The following is a 15,448-nucleotide window of genomic DNA, read 5'->3' as shown; positions in this document are numbered from 1 at the left end:
GAGTGGTGCGGTACGTGAACATCGGTGGCTGCCGAGAAGCCATGAACCTGGCAGGTACCTGACAGGTCAATGGCCGAGGGGGTGGCGGAATGATCTCCTCAGCAGCACCCCGGAAAGCTAGCAGTGGGCACCGACAACGATGTGTCGGGTACGCGGGCGGCCGACTTCCCGAGGATCGCGGACCGGGCGCCGACGACGCCCTGCCGGGCCGTCTCCACCGGCCGGCGCGCGGGAGCGTAGCCTTGACCGGGGCCGACGACCGGCCCCACACCCCCATCGCGACCCCGCCGATCTCAGTGAGGAGCATCTCCGTGCCCTTGGTCTCCGTGGTGATGCCGGTATACAACGCGGCGGCCACGCTCGGTCCCTCCGTGCGATCGGTGCTGGCGCAGACCCACGCCGACGTGGAACTCCTGATCACGGACGACGGGTCCACGGACGGTTCGATGGACCTGCTCAGGGAGTTCGCGCGACAGGACGAGCGGGTCCTGCCGGAGCCGGTGAAGGAGCAAGGGGGTGCGGCCCGCGCCCGCAACCGCGCCATCGCGCGGGCCCGCGGTGACTACGTCGCCTTCCTCGACTCCGACGACCTGTGGCTGCCGGCCAAGCTGGAGAAGCAGCTCGCTTTCGCGGCGACGGCCTCGACGCCGCTGACGTTCACCTCGTACTACAAGATGGACGCCGACTACGGCGGGGAGGCCGTCGACTTCGTCGCCAGCGAGCGCGTGGTGTGGGCTCCGGCCCGGGTCGACTACCGCGCGATGCTGGTCCACGACCACATTGGGGCCCTCACCGCCATGTACGACCGCACCATCCTGGGCACGCGGCTGATGCCGGACATGCCCAAGCGGCAGGACTACGCGCTCTGGCTGTCGATCATGCGCGACGGCGTGGACGCCGCGGCGCTGCGGGAGCCTCTCGCGGTCTACCGGGCCGGCCGCGCCGGATCCCTGTCGTCGAACAAGATGGCGCTGATCCCCTACAACTGGTCCCTGTACCGCGAACACGAGCAGCTCTCGGTCCCCCGGTCCACACGTGCCCTGGCGGGTGCGGCATGGCACTCGCTGCGGAAGTCCCGTATCTGACACCGCTCCGCCGCACGCGCACGGAACCACGACCGCCGTGCAGGGGCGTCAGGGCCTCGGTCAGACGGGGCCGAAACGGCTCCAGGCCAGGATGTCCCACTCGATCAGGGTGCCGGGGAACCAGGTGACCGGCTTGGTGTCTCCGCGACCGTTGGCCCAGGCGGCGACCCGTCGGGCGGTCTGCCGGTCGGGCAGCAGGCCGCGTTCGTCGGTCTCCACACCGAGGTCGAGCCTGCCGTCCTCGTACAGGTCGTTGCAGAGCCATGTGTGGAGCAGGCCGCCGTCGTAACCGAGTACCTCCCAGCCGAGCTCGTGCCCGCCCTCGGGCACCCGCGGGGCGGCCTCGCCGGAGCCCTGACCGCCGAGGCGGGCGAGCAGCACCGGCTCGTCCGTCCGCGCGGCGAGGATGTCGGCGACCAAGCCGCCGACGTCCTCGGAGGGCACCAGCAGGGCGTACAGGCGCGCCTCCGCCGGCAGCGGGAGCGGCCGGCAGGCCGCGAGTGCCTCCCGCGCCGTGGCGAACCAGCAGCCGTCAGCCGGAAACTGGTCGATCACGCAGGCGGACGCCGACGTCAGCCGCTCCGCACGGGGCAGCCCCGCGCCGTGGAGCCGTTCGGGCAGCGCGACGAAGTAGCCGGCGAGCAGCACGTCACCGGGCACGTCAACGTCGGAAGGAAGGCTCTCGATCATGCTCGCACCGTACCTGACCTGCGCCGTCACCATCCGGCGACGGTCGCCGCACGGGAGTCTGACGACCCGCGCGGCAGTGCACGGTCCAGCCACTTCGGCAGCCACCAGTTCGCGCGGCCGAGGAGGGTCATGGTCGCGGGTACCAGGACCATGCGGACGACTGTGGCGTCGACGAAGATCGCGGTGGCCAGGCCGAGGCCGAACATCTTCGTGGAGGGGTCCTCCGTGGCCACGAAGGACAGGAAGACCGCGACCATGATGAGGGCGGCCGAGGTGATGATCCGGGCGGTGCCCGAGACACCGTCGACGATCGACCTGCGGTTGTCGCCGGTGCGCAGGTACTCCTCGCGTACACGGGAGAGGAGGAACACCTCGTAGTCCATCGACAGGCCGAACAGGATGGCGAAGAGGAACATCGGGATGAACGAGACGATCGGCACCGTCGCCTCCAGCCCGATGAGCGCTCCTCCCCAGCCCCACTGGAACACCGCGACCATGATCCCGTAGGACGCGCCGATGCTCAGCAGGTTCAGCAGTACCGCCTTGAGCGGGACGAGGACCGAGCGGAAGACCAGCATCAGCAGCAGGAACGACAACGCCAGCACGGTGGTGACGAACAACGGCAGCCGCTCGCTGGTGCGTCGGCCCACGTCGGACAGGCTCGCCGCGGCGCCGCCGATGTGGGCCCTGGCCGGGCCGTTCCCGATCGCCGTGGGCAGCACGTCGGCGCGCAGCCGGGCGATGGTGTCGGCCGTGGCCTCGTCCTGCGGGCTGCTGGTCGGAAACACGACGAGGGTCGCCATGCCGGTGGCCCGATCGGTGCGCGTCGGCGCGACGGACGCGATGCCCGGGTCCGCCGCGACCGAAGCGCCGAGCCGGTCCAGTACACCCGGATCACCGGCGGGGTCCGCGGCGATGACGAGGGGGCCGTTGGTGCCCGGACCGAACCCCTCGGCGACGAGGTCGTACGCCCGTCGCTCGGTACGGCTCCGGGGCAGGGAGCCGTCGTCGGGCAGGCCGGCGCGCAAACCGAGGACGGGCACGGTCGCGGTCAGCAGCAGCCCCGCCGCGCCGATCGCGTACGGCACCGGGTGACGGGTGACGTGCCCGATCCAGCGACGCCATCCGGCGGCGCGGGCGGCGGCCTCCTCCGGCGGGGCGCCCCGCCGTGCGAGTCGGCTCGTCCTCCCGGTCCGCAGAGCCCGGCCGATCCGGCCCGCGCGCCCCAGGCGTGGGCCCGCCGCTCCGAGGAAGGCCGGCAGCAGCGTCACCGACGCGACCACCATGGTCAGCACGACGATCGAGACGGCGATCCCGCCCACCGTCATGAACGGTACGTGCGCGACCGCCAGGCCGAGGATCGATACGACGACGGTGCCGCCGGCGAAGACCACCGGCCGTCCCGCCGTGGCCACCGCGCGCCCCGCCGCCTCGCGGGGACCGAGCCCGTCCGCGAGGTACTCGCGGTGTCTGGCGAGCACGAACAGGGCGTAGTCGATGCCCACTCCGAGGCCGACCATGCTGCCCAGGACCGTCGCGAAGGTGGGGACCTCCGTCACCCCCGCCAGTACCGTCATCGTGGCGATGCCGACGGTCAGTCCGAAGACCGCCATGCCGATCGGCAGCGCGGTGGCGACGAGCGAGCCGAACGCCAGGAAGAGGATCGCCGCCGCGGCGAGGAGGCCGATCAGTTCGCTCACGCCGCCGTCGGGGTCGTTGAAGGCGTAGAAGAGGCCCCCGCCCATCTCTATGCGGAGGGGGAGTTCGGCACGCAGTCGGTCACCGAGGTCGACGAGCGCGTCGAGGTCCTCGGCCGACAGCCGGCTCTGGTCGGGGTACTGCACCCGGACGACCGCGATCCGCCCGTCGGCCGAGACCAGGCCGCCGCGCACGGCGGTGTCCCCGCCCGCGTCGAGTGCCCCGACCGGGTCGCTCGTGCCGAGCACGTGCGGCAGCCGGTTCAGCTCGGCCCGCAGCCGGGTGAGAGCGGAGCGCGCGCCGTCGTCGCCGTCGCCGCCGCCGTCTCCGAAGAACGTCGCACCGTCGTCGCGCGGAGTGACGACCACCTGCGCGGTCATCCCCTCCTGGCCGGTGCCGGCCCGCTCGATCAGTTCCGCCGCCCGCTGGGAGTCCAGTCCCGGAGCCGTCATCGAGTCCGCGGTCCGCCCGCCGAAGGCGACGGCGGCGAGGACGGCGAGCGTGGCGGCGACCAGCCATGCCGCGATCACCCGCCAGGGATGGCGGGCGGCGCTCGTTCCCACGCGCAACAGGGCTTTCGAGAGCATCGGTTCCTCCCACGACCTCCTCGGCCGTCCTTGTACGGCCGCCTGTTCCGAGGCTCGTCGCCGGGGCTCTCCGGGACATCGGCCCCGGGGCCTCGAATCCGTCGGCCCCGGGGCGGAGTGACGACCCGTCCTTTCGGCCGATGCGCGTCACGCCGCGGTCCGTAGGCTGGATACCGTGCTCCGAGACGACCTGCGAACCCTGCGGACACTGTGGACCGAACCGCGGCCGCCCGGCGCGCCCGCCCGGGTACGACGGGACTGGGCGCTGCTCGCCGCGGGCCTTGCCGTCGTGGCGCTGGAGGCCGCCCTGCGCGACGATGTCGTGTGGCGGCCGGTGGCCGTGGCGTTCGCGGTGTGGCTGTGCGTGCTGACGCTGTGGCGTCGCACCCACCCGCTGACGGCGGTGGCGCTGGCGTTCGCCTCGGTGGCCCTGCTGCCGGTGGCCGCGCTCGTCGCCTCGCTGCCCGAACCCGTCGGTCTGAACACCGCCGCGATCGTGTTCGTCCTGGTCTACGCGTTGCCCCGGTGGGGATCGGGACGCGAGATCGTGCTGGGCGGCGCGGTGATCCTCGCGGTCGGCACCCTGTGTGTCGTCGTCGTGGACGGGACCCCGGTCGCCGAGAAGCTCGTGGGTCTCGCCTTCCTGATGCTGCCCGGCGTGCTCGGTGCCGCCGTACGGTTCCGGGTGACCGCCCGCGACCGGCAGCTGGAGCAGGTGCGATCCCGCGAGCGCGAGCAGCTCGCCCGGGAACTGCACGACACGGTGGCCCACCACGTGTCGGCGATGGTGATCATCGCCCAGGCGGGCCGGGTGCTCGCGGGAACCGACCCGGCCGCCGCCGTCACGGCGCTGGAGGGGGTCGAGGAGGAAGGGGCGCGCACCCTGGAGGAGATGCGTGCCATGGTCGCCACGCTGCGCGACCGGGGGGTGGGTGCCGAGCTCGCGCCCCCTGCCGGAGTCGCGGACCTGGAGCGTCTGGTGCGCACCCCGGGGGGCCGCCTCAGGGTCGACCTGGGGCTCGACGGCGAGCTGGACGCGCTGCCGCCCGCCGTGGACGCGGCGGTCTACCGGATCGTGCAGGAGTCGGTGACCAACGCGCTGCGCCACGCGGTCGACGCGACCGACCTCGTCGTCCGGGTCGCCGCGGAACGGCATGCGGTACGGGTGACCGTACGCGACAACGGCCGGCGCACGGGCCGGGGGCGGGACGGATACGGGCTCACCGGACTGCGCGAGCGGGCGACGCTGCTCGGCGGCACACTACGGGCCGGCCCGGGCACCGACCGGGGCTGGCATGTCGAAGCCGAACTTCCGAGATCGGGGAGCGAGCGCCGTGTCCATTCGCGTCCTCGTCGCTGACGACCAGACGATCATCCGCACCGGGTTGCGGATCATGCTGAACGCCCAGCCCGACATCGAGGTGGTCGGCGAGGCCGCCGACGGGCGCGAGGCGGTACGGCTGGCCGGCGAACTGCGCCCCGACGTCTGTCTGTTCGACATCCGCATGCCCGCGATCGACGGACTGGAGGCCACCCGGCTCGTCGCCGGGCCGGGGGTGGCCGACCCACTGGCCGTGGTCGTCATCACCACGTTCGACCTCGACGAGTACGTCTACGGCGCGCTGCGTGCCGGCGCCCGCGGCTTCCTCCTGAAGGACACCGGGCCGGAGCTCCTGGCCCAGGCCGTGCGGTCGGCGTCCGGCGGCGAGGCACTCATCGCGCCCAGCGTCACCGTGCGGCTGCTCCAGGCGTTCGCGGACCTGCCCGCGGCCCGGCCCGTGGCCCAGCCGGTCTCCCCCGTCACCGCCCGCGAGGAGCAGGTGCTCCTCGCCGTCGCCCGCGGGCTGACCAACACCGAGATCGCCGACGCCCTGCACATCAGCCTCAGCACGGTGAAGACGCACCTGGCCAGCCTGATGGCCAAGCTCGGGGCCCGTAACCGCGTCGAGATCGCGATGTGGGCGTACGAGACGCGCCGCGTCCTCCCCGGGAACTGAGCGCGCGGGGCACCGGAGCGGGTGGCGCTGTCAGGCGACCGGCCCAGCCCCGCGAGCGCCCCGGGTGAGGAGGTGGTGAGCTGAGCCGGGTGGTCTCCGGTCCCGTCACGTCCTGTCCGGACTCCCGGAGCGCTCGGAGGAGGATTCCGTGCCGGACCCCACGACGTCGTACGCCGATCTGCGCGCCCTGGTGATCAACTGCACCCTGAAGCGCTCCCCGGAGCGCAGCCACACGCAGGGGCTGATCGACATCAGCACCGGGATCATGGAGCGCCAGGGCGTGCGGGTCGACGTGCTGAGGGCGGTGGACATCGACATCGCGACCGGTGTCTGGCCCGACATGACGGAGCACGGGTGGGAGACCGACGAGTGGCCGGTGATCTACTCGCAGGTCATGGCCGCCGACATCCTGACCCTGGCCGGGCCCGTATGGCTGGGAGACAACTCCTCGGTCATGAAGCAGGTGATCGAGCGCCTGTACGCCTGCTCGTCGATCCTCAACGAGCGCGGCCAGTACGCCTACTACGGGCGCGTCGGCGGCTGTCTGATCACCGGCAACGAAGACGGCGCGAAGCACTGCGCGATGAACGTCCTCTACAGCCTCCAGCACCTCGGTTACGTCGTCCCGCCCCAGGCGGACGCGGGCTGGGTCGGCGAGGCCGGCCCGGGCCCGTCGTACCTCGATCCCGGCTCGGGCGGACCGGAGAACGACTTCACGAACCGCAACACCACCTTCATGACCTGGAACCAGCTCCACCTGGCCAGGATGCTCAAGGACGCCGGCGGCATCCCCGCGTACGGAAACCAGCGCTCCGAGTGGGACGCCGGCTGCCGGTTCGACTTCGAGAACCCCGAGCACCGCTGAGCAGACCTCCCGGGCAGGTCCCGGCACCGGCGCCGACCACCGGGACCGCCGCCCAACAGAAGCTCTGTGTCAGGGATATGGCGTCGCGGTCGGCGGCCGGTGCACACTGTGCAACGCGCGTAGAAGTGACACGCGGGGGAAACCCTCCCGTCTCCCGCGCGCAACCCGACGCGCGTAGAACTGCCCTGCCGCCACGGCGTGTCCCCCCACAGACCCCCGGTGCGGTGCTCCGCGAACTGTCCGCAACTGCTCGCGAAAGGCACCTCATGTCACCTCGCCGCATACCGGCGCAACGCCCCCGCCGAGCCGCCGCGCTCGCCACCGCCCTCGTGACCGCCGCCGTGACCGTGGCGGCGGCGCTCACCACCGCCCCCGCGGCGAGCGCCGCCGCCACGGTTCCGTCGCAGGGATCGTCGACACAGCTCGACGTCGGCAACTGGAACGTCGAGTGGTTCGGCGCCTCGAACTACGGCCCGACCGACGAGGCGCTGCAGCAGCGGAACGTCCGCGACGTCATGGCGGGCACCGACATGGACGTGTGGGGCCTCTCCGAGGTCGTCAGCACCTCGGCGTTCAACACCCTCGTGGCGGGCATGCCCGGGTACACCGGGGTCGTGGCCAACGATCCGATCGTGACGAACGGAGCCCAGTACTACTCGGACTTCGGCAACACCGAGCAGAAGGTCGCCCTCGTCTGGCGCTCCAGCCTGGCCACCCTGGTGGGCGCGAAGGTCATCCTCACCGCCCAGAACAGCGACTTCGCCGGCCGGCCGCCCGTGGAGTTCACGCTGCGCGGCACGTTCGACGGTGTCACCCGTGACCTCGTCTTCATCGTCCTGCACGCGAAGGCGGGTTCCACCCAGGACGCGTGGAACCTGCGCAGCCCCGCGTCGCAGGCCCTGAAGTCCTACCTCGACGCGACCCATCCCACGCAGAACGTCTTCGTCGTCGGCGACTGGAACGACGACGTGGACACGTCCATCACCTCGGGGAAGGCTTCGCCGTACGCCAACTTCGTGAACGACGCGGCGCGCTACACGTTCCCGACGCGGGCCCTCTCGCTGGCGGGCGTGCCGTCGACGGCGGGCTACCCGGACTTCATCGACCACCAGCTCACCACCAACGAGGTGCAGGCCAAGTACGTCGCGGGCTCGGCGAAGGCCTTCCAGCCCCAGGCCTACGTCCCGAACTACGCGGCGACGACGAGTGACCACTACCCGGTGCTGGCCCGCTACGACTTCGCCGTCGGCGGTGGCGGCGGCGCGAACCAGCAGCCCACCGCCTCGTACACGCACTCCTGTGCCGCGCTCACCTGCACGTTCACCGACGGCAGCACCGACTCCGACGGCACCGTCGTGAACCGCGCCTGGAACTTCGGCAACGGCCGGACCTCGACGGCGGCGAACCCGTCCGTGACCTACGCGTCGGCCGGTACCTACGCGGTCTCGCTGACCGTGACGGACAACGGCGGAGCCACCCACACCACGACCCGGAACGTCACCGTCACCACCGGCGGGAGCCCCGCCAACGTCGCCATCAACGAGGTGCTGGCCAACGAACCGGGCAGCAGCACCGCCGGCGAGGCCGTCGAGATCGTGAACACCGGCGGCACGGCCGTCGGCCTCGGCGGATGGACCCTCCGGGACGGGACGGCCGTGCGCCACACGTTCGCGGCCGGTACGACGCTGGAGCCCGGCAAGGCGATCACGGTGTTCGGCGCCGTCTCGGCGATCCCCGCCGGCGTCGTCGCGGTGGCGGCCGGCACCGGCGACCTCAACCTGTCCAACAGCGGTGACCAGGTCGTCCTGCGGGACTCGACCGGAACGACGGTCCAGTCGATGTCCTACACCTCGACCCAGGCCGGCTCCGACGGCGTGTCCGTCAACCGGAGCCCCGACGGCTCGGCGACCGGCGGCTGGGTCAAGCACGACACCATCAGCTCGCTGACCAGCTCGCCCGGCCGGCACGCCGACGGAACGGCCTACTGAGCGACAGGACGGGCAACCAACAGGGCTTCCGCGCGGCCGGGTTGAGACCTCCCACGTCTCACTCGACGGCGGGGCTTCCGAGCCCTCGCCGAGCGTCAGCGCGTACAGAAGGCCGACCACGGGGGTGACGGCGAAGAGTATCCCCAGGGTGATCAGCATGTACGGGGGGACGTGACGCCGCCGGCGCCCGGTTCCGTACGTCCCGAGCGTGCCTCAAGCCCACGGAGCGGTCGTGCTCGAGCGTTGGTCAGGGTGAACTCGATCCCAAGTTGAGGACAAGTCGAGAGCAAGCGGCTTCGCCGAGAGTACAGAGGCGCCCCGCTGCCAATGCCCTCCCGACTCTCCCAGAAGGTGGATCGACCATCATGCCCACACTGTGCAAACCGTCGGTGAACGTGCCCGAGTACATCATCACGATGGAAGAGACCCTGGACTTCGCCGAGGAGGCGCACCGCGGAAAGCCCCAGCTGCCTCTCGCGCTCCGGCTGATCCGGAACACGGGTGTGCAGAAGCGGCACATCGTGCAGCCGATCGAGAAGACGCTGCGCCACCCCGGCCTCGAGGAACGCAACCGCGTCTTCGAGGCCGAGGCGAAGAAGCGGTGCCCCGCCGTCATCGAGGAGGCCCTCGCGAACGCCGGCCTCGCGGCGCGGGACATCGACGCCATCATCTTCGTGTCCTGCACCGGCTTCATGATGCCGTCGATGACCGCGTGGCTCATCAACAGCATGGGATTCCGGACCGACACCCGGCAGATCCCCATAGCCCAGCTCGGCTGCGCCGCCGGCGGTGCCGCGATCAACCGCGCCCACGACTTCACCACCGCCTACCCGACCGCCAACGTCCTGATCGTCTCCTGCGAACTGTGCTCCCTCTGCTACCAGCCCTCGGACGACAACATCGGCTCGCTCCTGTCCGACGGCCTGTTCGGCGACGCGGTGGCCGCCGCCGTCGTCCGCGGCCAGGGCGGAGAGGGGATCCGGCTGGAGCGCAACGCCGCCTACCTCATCCCCCACACCGAGGACTGGATCTCGTACGCCGTCCGCTCCACCGGCTTCCACTTCCAGCTCGACCGCCGCGTCCCCGGCACCATGGAGCCCCTCGCCCCCGTCCTCACCGACCTCGCCGCCGACCACGGCTGGGACATCGGCGCGCTCGACTTCTACATCATCCACGCCGGCGGCCCCCGCATCCTGGCGGACCTCTCCAAGTACCTCGGCGTCGACCTCCACACCTTCCGGCACTCCACCGCCACTCTGACCGAGTACGGCAACATCGCCAGCGCCGTCGTCCTCGACGCCGCCCGCCGCCTCTTCGACGAGAACGCTCTCGCCACGGGCGCCACCGGCATCGTGGCCGGCTTCGGCCCCGGCATCACCGCCGAAATGGCCCTCGGGTCCTGGCACACGACCACGCCCACTCGTCACTGAGGAGAAGGATCCATGACCAGCACCCAGCCCTCCCCCGGCCGCATCCTGGAGATCGCCAGCGGCTACTGGGCCACCGGACTCCTCGGCGTCGCGACCCGGAACTCCCTGTTCACCCACATCCACCACGGGCTGACCACCCCGGACGAACTCGCCGCGAAGACCGGCCTCGCCCCGCGCGGAACGCAGACCCTCCTCGACGGCCTCGTCGGCCTCGGTCTTCTGACGACCCAGGACGGCGCGTACCGCAACACACCCGAGGCCGATCACTATCTCGTCGAGGGAAAACCCACCGACATCAGCGGCTTCGCCCAACTCAAACTCGCCGAGATGGACAAACTCGGCGGCCGGCTCGATGTCTTCACCACCGGCGGCCCCGGCACCCAGCCCATGGTCGAGGTCGCCGACAACCCCCACTGGGAGAACGTCGTCACCGCCATCGCCGGCATCTCCGTCCCCGCCGCCGAGACCGCCTCCGACGTCCTCGGCATCGCGACCACCCCCGACCTCGACATCCTCGACATCGGTGGCGGATCAGGCATCTTCTCCTCCGTCTGGCTCGGCCAGAACCCCACGGCCCACGTCACCCAGCTCGACTGGGAACCCATCAACAACATCGCCCGACGCCTCCTCAGCCGTCACTCCCTGGCCGACCGGTTCACCACGCTCGACGGCGACTTCCACACCACCCCCCTTCCCGCTGCCACCTACGACATCGCCCTGTACTCCCACATCGCCCACCAGGAGAGCCCCGAGGACAACACGACCGTCTTCGCCAGGATCCGCGACACCCTCAAGCCCGGCGGCGCCCTGATCGTCTGCGACTACATCGTCGACGACGACCGCAGCGGACCGTCCTTCCCCCTCCTCTTCGCCTCCGAGATGCTCGCCAAGAGCAACACCGGCGGAACCTGGACCCGTGCCGACTACACGACCTGGCTCACCGACGCCGGCTACACCCGCGTGACCTTCCACGACACCGGCACCCCCGCCACCCTCGCCATCGCCCACAAGTCCACCGACCACTGATCCGGATCGTCCGCACCACACGGATCACACGGGTTCACATGGATCACCCACATCACACGGATCGCTCGGGCCCGTTCACGGGTCCGAGCGATCCGTTGCGACGTACGGGGCGGTGACCGCTCCGAGGGCGCCGGTGGACGCGGGGTAGGGTCCAGGTCGGCGTGTACGGAACACCGCGTCGGCAACGGCGTTCGAGGGCTCGGCACCTGTGCCGGGGTGGGGGTTGACGTGAAGCGGGCCATCGTCATGGGCGGAAGCTACGCGGGGCTGTTCGCGGCCCGCGTGCTGAGCGAGCACGCCGAGGACGTCGTCGTGCTGGAGCCCGACGTCATCGGGGACGACGGCCTCGGTCGGCGGACCCCGCAGCGCCACCAGCTCCACGCCCTGCTGTCCATGGGCCACACGCAGCTGGAACGCTGGTTCCCCGGGGTGACGGACGAGCTGGTGAAGGGCGGCGCCCTGCTGGGCGAGGGCGACGACGTGCGCTTCTACCTGGACGGGCGGCTGAAGGCGCCCGTCCGGGGCGCGCGGATGCTCGGGGCCACCCGGCCGTTCCTGGAGAGCCACCTGCGGCGCCGCGTCGCCGCCGTCGACAACGTACGGTTCAGCCGGGCGCAGGCCACCGGACTCGTCTTCCGAGACGGCAGGGTGGTGGGCGTGAACACGGCCGCCCCCGACGGCGAGACGGTCGGAGATCCGGTCGGCAAGGCGGTCGGCGCGGAGGTCGGCGAGACGCTCGACGCCGATTTCGTCGTCGACGCCATGGGCCGGAACAGCCCGCTGGACGACTGGCTGCTCCGTCACGGCTGGGACCCGGCGCCCGTCGACCGCATGAGGATCGACCTGGGGTACGCCACGGCCCTGTTCCACCGGGGCGACGAGCTCGGCAGCACCGTCATCGCCCATTCCAGCCCGGGTCCGGCATCCGACTACCAGCCCACCCTGACGGAACCCGGCGCCCTCGCCGCCGTGGAGGGCGAGCGGTGGTCGGTCGTCCTCGCCGGTTACGCCGACCACCGGCCCGGGTCCGACCGCGAGGAGTTCCTCCGGCGGATGCGCCGCTGCGTCGCCCCGATCAGGACGGTGGCGGACCGTTCCGAGATGATCGGCGACGTCAGGACATACCGCTTCGTCGAGAGCCGCCGCCGGGTTCACTCACGGCTGAGCCGCTTCCCCGGTGGGCTCGTCGTCGTCGGAGATGCCCTGGCCGGCGTCAACCCGATCTACGGCCAGGGACTGACCCTGTCGGCGCTGGCGGCCAACGCCCTCGGTGCCCACCTCCGCTCCCACCCGTCTCCGCGGGATCCCGCCTGGGGCTACTTCCGGCTCGCCGAGGCCGTCGTGGACGGGGCATGGCAGCTCTCCACGACCGCCGACCTCGTGCAGCCCCACGTCACCGGCCCCTACCCGCGCGGGTACCGCGTACAGAAGTGGGTCGCCGACCGCCTCACCGAGGCGTCCGTCCGCGACTCCGCCGTCAACGCCCGGTACATGGGAGTGGTGAACATGGAACTGCCCCCGAAGGCCCTCACCGACCCCCGGTTCCTCGCCCGCGCGGCCCTCGTCCTGCTCGGCCGCTGAGTGACGACGGCCGGCGGGCCGTCCGCGGTGACCTGGTGGGCGGGGGCGCGGGACGGCAGCGGGGACGGCGTGCGGATGCCGTCGCGTCGGTGCGGCTGCCGTCGCGTTCGTCCGGGCGCCATTGGCTCGACAAATGACGTTCGGCCCCGCGTGGTTGACGCGCGTCGACCGTGCCGTCAGTCTCGGGGGGACGCCCACCACTGGGTCACCTCGAATCCGTGAGGCCATGGAGGACCGATGCGACGACGCCCCCCGCGTTCCCTGCCCCTTCGCCTGCTGCTCTCGATTGTCATGGTCATGACTGCCTCCTTCGGCGGAGTGGTCGCCACCGCAGGCACCGCCCAGGCCGACGCCTGCTACACCTGGTCGCGCACCCTCTCCCAGGGCACGACCGGCGCCGACGTCACGGCGCTGCAGATCCGCGTGGCCGGATACCCCGGGTACGGCGGCGTGCTGGCGATCGACGGCGACTACGGCCCGGCGACGGCCGCCGCCGTCAAACGCTTCCAGGCCGCTTACGGACTCGCCGCCGACGGCATCGCGGGGCCTGCGACCTTCAGCAAGATCTACGCCCTTCAGGACGACGACTGCACCCCCCTCCACTTCTCCTACGCCGAGCTCAACAACTGCAACACCACGTGGGCCGGCGGCGCCGTGAGCGCGGCCACCGCCAAGTCCAACGCGCTGCGGACGATGTGGAAGCTGGAGGCCCTGCGCCACGCCCTCGGCGACCAGAGCATCCGCGTCACCAGCGGCTTCCGCAGCCAGACCTGCAACGCCGCGGCCGGCGGCGCCACGACGAGCCGCCACCTCTACGGAGACGCGGCCGACCTCGGCTCCGGGCCCCACTCCCTGTGCCTGCTCGCCCAGCAGGCCCGCAACCACGGCTTCAACGGCATCCTCGGCCCCGGCTACCCCGACCACGGCGACCACACCCACGTCGACCACCGGGCCAGCCGCTTCTGGTCGGCGTCCAGCTGCGGCATCTGACGATGCTCAGGCCTCGCGGTCGAGAGCCGGATCGAGAACGGGATCGAGAACGGGATCGAGATCGAGGCGGTCGACGAGGCCCGCGGCGGTGAAGGCGGCACGCAGGGCGTCGCGGCCCTCGGTGAAGTGGGCCCAGCCGTCGTAGTGGACGGGGACCACCCGGCGGGCGCCGAGGATCCGCGCGGCCTCGGCCGCCTGGGCGCTGTCCAGGACGATCACCGCTCCGCCGAAGAGGACGTCGAAGCGCGGCGCTCCGGCGAACAGGATGGCGGTGTCGACGGGGCCGAACCGTTCGGCGATCCGCTCGACGGCGTCGAGGGAGGCGTTGTCACCGCTGACGTAGACCGTGGGCAGGCCCTGCCCGGTCAGAACGAAGCCGACGACCTGACCGGTGAACGGCTCGACGTCCTCGCGGGCGCCGGGGCCGTGGACCGCGGGCACGCCGGTCACGGTCACCGCACCGCCGTCGGGGCGCCGCAGCTCGACCGACTCCCAGTCGGCCAGCCCCTGGGCGGCGCCCCCGAGTCGCCGGGCGCCCCCGGGGGTCGTGAGCGTGAGCGGGACTCCGGCGAGGAAGGCGCGCCCGGCGATGTCGAGGTTGTCGGGGTGCTCGTCATGGGAGAGCAGGACCACGTCGACGCGCTCGGGTGCGCCGGCGGACGGCGCGGTCTTGGTCAGCCGTGCGCCGGGCACGTCGTAGTCGCCCGGTTCGTCGAAGGTGGGGTCGGTGAGGAAGCGCAGGCCACCGTAGACGAACAGGGCCGTCGGACCGCCGAAGACACGGACAGGTATCGCCGTCATCAGAATGCCTCACGTTTGAGAAGTCGCTTATCCGTGAGAGGAAGCTAGCCCCCTCTCACGGACAAGGGCAAGCTGTAACATGAGAATCATGGATGAGTCCCAGACAGGCGACGCCCTGCCGCCACCCGCACCGGGCGCCGAGGACCACCTCGCCATCGCCTTCGTGAACAGCGCGATCGCGCTGCCCGGCGGTCAGCACGTCGACCTGCTCGACACCCCCGCGACGACCAACCTGTGGCTCTCCGCGCACGGACTGGCCCCGGCCGACGCCGGGGTGCGGGAGACGTGCGCGACACAACTGCGTTCGCTCCGCGGGCACCTCAGGGCGCTGTTCGCCGCACGGGTGGCAGGCCTCCCCGCCCCGTCCGAGTCCCTGGTGGCCGTCAACGACGCACTGGGCAGGGCCCCGGCGGCCGCACTGCTGCGCTGGGACGAGGAAACCGGCCCCTACCGCGCGACGCAGTGCCCCACCCACGAGATCCTCGACCGCGCCCTGGCGACGCTCGCCGCCAACGCGGCCGACCTGCTGACCGGTTCCGACGCCGAGCGGCTCACCGCCTGCGGGTCCCCACCCTGCACCCGCTACCTGCTGCGCCACGGCCGCCGCCAGTGGTGCTCCGTCCGCTGCGGCGACCGCGCCCGCGCCGCCCGCGCCTACGCCCGCCGCACCCACGCCTCGCCCTGACCGGGGAGCTGCCGGAGGACCGCTG

General features: G+C 71.7%; 13 protein-coding genes. 10 read left to right on the top strand and 3 right to left on the bottom strand.

The window, feature by feature from the left end; genetic code table 11:
• Positions 1–311 precede the first annotated feature (311 nt).
• On the top strand, positions 312–1,085 hold the full coding sequence (locus AB0G79_RS14530; RefSeq protein WP_360805692.1) for a glycosyltransferase family A protein: 774 nt from the start codon (positions 312–314) through the stop codon (positions 1,083–1,085).
• 60 nt (positions 1,086–1,145) lie between these two features.
• Here AB0G79_RS14530 and AB0G79_RS14525 read toward each other — a convergent pair whose 3' ends face one another.
• Both AB0G79_RS14525 and AB0G79_RS14520 read right to left on the bottom strand, forming a co-directional pair.
• On the bottom strand, positions 1,146–1,775 hold the full coding sequence (locus AB0G79_RS14525) for a hypothetical protein (protein WP_360805690.1): 630 nt from the start codon (positions 1,773–1,775) through the stop codon (positions 1,146–1,148).
• 26 nt (positions 1,776–1,801) lie between these two features.
• Complete coding sequence (locus AB0G79_RS14520) at positions 1,802–4,060, bottom strand: MMPL family transporter (protein WP_360805687.1); 2,259 nt, start codon at positions 4,058–4,060, stop codon at positions 1,802–1,804.
• A gap of 175 nt (positions 4,061–4,235) precedes the next feature.
• Between AB0G79_RS14520 and AB0G79_RS14515 the strand changes: the two genes are divergently transcribed.
• The 8 genes from AB0G79_RS14515 (at position 4,236) to AB0G79_RS14480 (ending at position 13,937) form a co-directional block, all read left to right on the top strand.
• On the top strand, positions 4,236–5,420 hold the full coding sequence (locus AB0G79_RS14515) for a histidine kinase (protein ID WP_360805684.1): 1,185 nt from the start codon (positions 4,236–4,238) through the stop codon (positions 5,418–5,420).
• Positions 5,395–6,057 (top strand): response regulator transcription factor, encoded by a 663-nt coding sequence (locus AB0G79_RS14510; RefSeq protein WP_360805681.1) that lies wholly within the window; start codon positions 5,395–5,397, stop codon positions 6,055–6,057. Before AB0G79_RS14515 ends, AB0G79_RS14510 begins: the two co-directional genes overlap by 26 nt.
• Positions 6,058–6,205: 148 nt before the next feature.
• Positions 6,206–6,922: a flavodoxin family protein gene (locus AB0G79_RS14505; RefSeq protein ID WP_360805678.1), complete on the top strand. Its 717-nt coding sequence runs from the start codon at positions 6,206–6,208 to the stop codon at positions 6,920–6,922.
• A gap of 266 nt (positions 6,923–7,188) precedes the next feature.
• Positions 7,189–8,910 (top strand): lamin tail domain-containing protein, encoded by a 1,722-nt coding sequence (locus tag AB0G79_RS14500; protein ID WP_360805675.1) that lies wholly within the window; start codon positions 7,189–7,191, stop codon positions 8,908–8,910.
• Positions 8,911–9,275: 365 nt separating this feature from the next.
• Positions 9,276–10,340, top strand: a complete 1,065-nt coding sequence (locus AB0G79_RS14495) for a type III polyketide synthase (protein WP_360805672.1) — start codon at positions 9,276–9,278, stop codon at positions 10,338–10,340.
• Between the two features lie 12 nt (positions 10,341–10,352).
• Complete coding sequence (locus AB0G79_RS14490; RefSeq protein WP_360805669.1) at positions 10,353–11,366, top strand: methyltransferase; 1,014 nt, start codon at positions 10,353–10,355, stop codon at positions 11,364–11,366.
• Between the two features lie 228 nt (positions 11,367–11,594).
• Positions 11,595–12,947: a hypothetical protein gene (locus tag AB0G79_RS14485; protein WP_360805666.1), complete on the top strand. Its 1,353-nt coding sequence runs from the start codon at positions 11,595–11,597 to the stop codon at positions 12,945–12,947.
• Positions 12,948–13,244: 297 nt separating this feature from the next.
• Positions 13,245–13,937, top strand: coding sequence for a D-Ala-D-Ala carboxypeptidase family metallohydrolase (locus AB0G79_RS14480; RefSeq protein WP_360805663.1), 693 nt, complete (start codon positions 13,245–13,247; stop codon positions 13,935–13,937).
• Between the two features lie 6 nt (positions 13,938–13,943).
• Here AB0G79_RS14480 and AB0G79_RS14475 read toward each other — a convergent pair whose 3' ends face one another.
• The gene (locus AB0G79_RS14475) at positions 13,944–14,738 is read right to left on the bottom strand and encodes an MBL fold metallo-hydrolase (RefSeq protein ID WP_360805660.1); all 795 of its coding nucleotides are present in this window, start codon (positions 14,736–14,738) and stop codon (positions 13,944–13,946) included.
• Between the two features lie 88 nt (positions 14,739–14,826).
• Between AB0G79_RS14475 and AB0G79_RS14470 the strand changes: the two genes are divergently transcribed.
• Positions 14,827–15,423, top strand: coding sequence for a CGNR zinc finger domain-containing protein (locus AB0G79_RS14470; protein WP_360805657.1), 597 nt, complete (start codon positions 14,827–14,829; stop codon positions 15,421–15,423).
• Positions 15,424–15,448 lie beyond the last annotated feature (25 nt).

Origin of the sequence: Streptomyces sp. NPDC020807 (assembly GCF_040641575.1) — a bacterium.
Classification (GTDB): Bacteria; Actinomycetota; Actinomycetes; order Streptomycetales; family Streptomycetaceae; genus Streptomyces.
This window is presented reverse-complemented; position numbering and strand designations above follow the sequence as displayed.

Coding starts and splice junctions, on each gene's coding strand:
- AB0G79_RS14525 (WP_360805690.1), bottom strand. CDS start 1,775: ATGATCGAGAGCCTTCCTTCCGACGTTGACGTGCCCGGTGACGTGCTG.
- AB0G79_RS14520 (WP_360805687.1), bottom strand. CDS start 4,060: ATGCTCTCGAAAGCCCTGTTGCGCGTGGGAACGAGCGCCGCCCGCCAT.
- AB0G79_RS14500 (WP_360805675.1), top strand. CDS start 7,189: ATGTCACCTCGCCGCATACCGGCGCAACGCCCCCGCCGAGCCGCCGCG.
- AB0G79_RS14495 (WP_360805672.1), top strand. CDS start 9,276: ATGCCCACACTGTGCAAACCGTCGGTGAACGTGCCCGAGTACATCATC.
- AB0G79_RS14490 (WP_360805669.1), top strand. CDS start 10,353: ATGACCAGCACCCAGCCCTCCCCCGGCCGCATCCTGGAGATCGCCAGC.
- AB0G79_RS14480 (WP_360805663.1), top strand. CDS start 13,245: ATGACTGCCTCCTTCGGCGGAGTGGTCGCCACCGCAGGCACCGCCCAG.
- AB0G79_RS14475 (WP_360805660.1), bottom strand. CDS start 14,738: ATGACGGCGATACCTGTCCGTGTCTTCGGCGGTCCGACGGCCCTGTTC.
- AB0G79_RS14470 (WP_360805657.1), top strand. CDS start 14,827: ATGGATGAGTCCCAGACAGGCGACGCCCTGCCGCCACCCGCACCGGGC.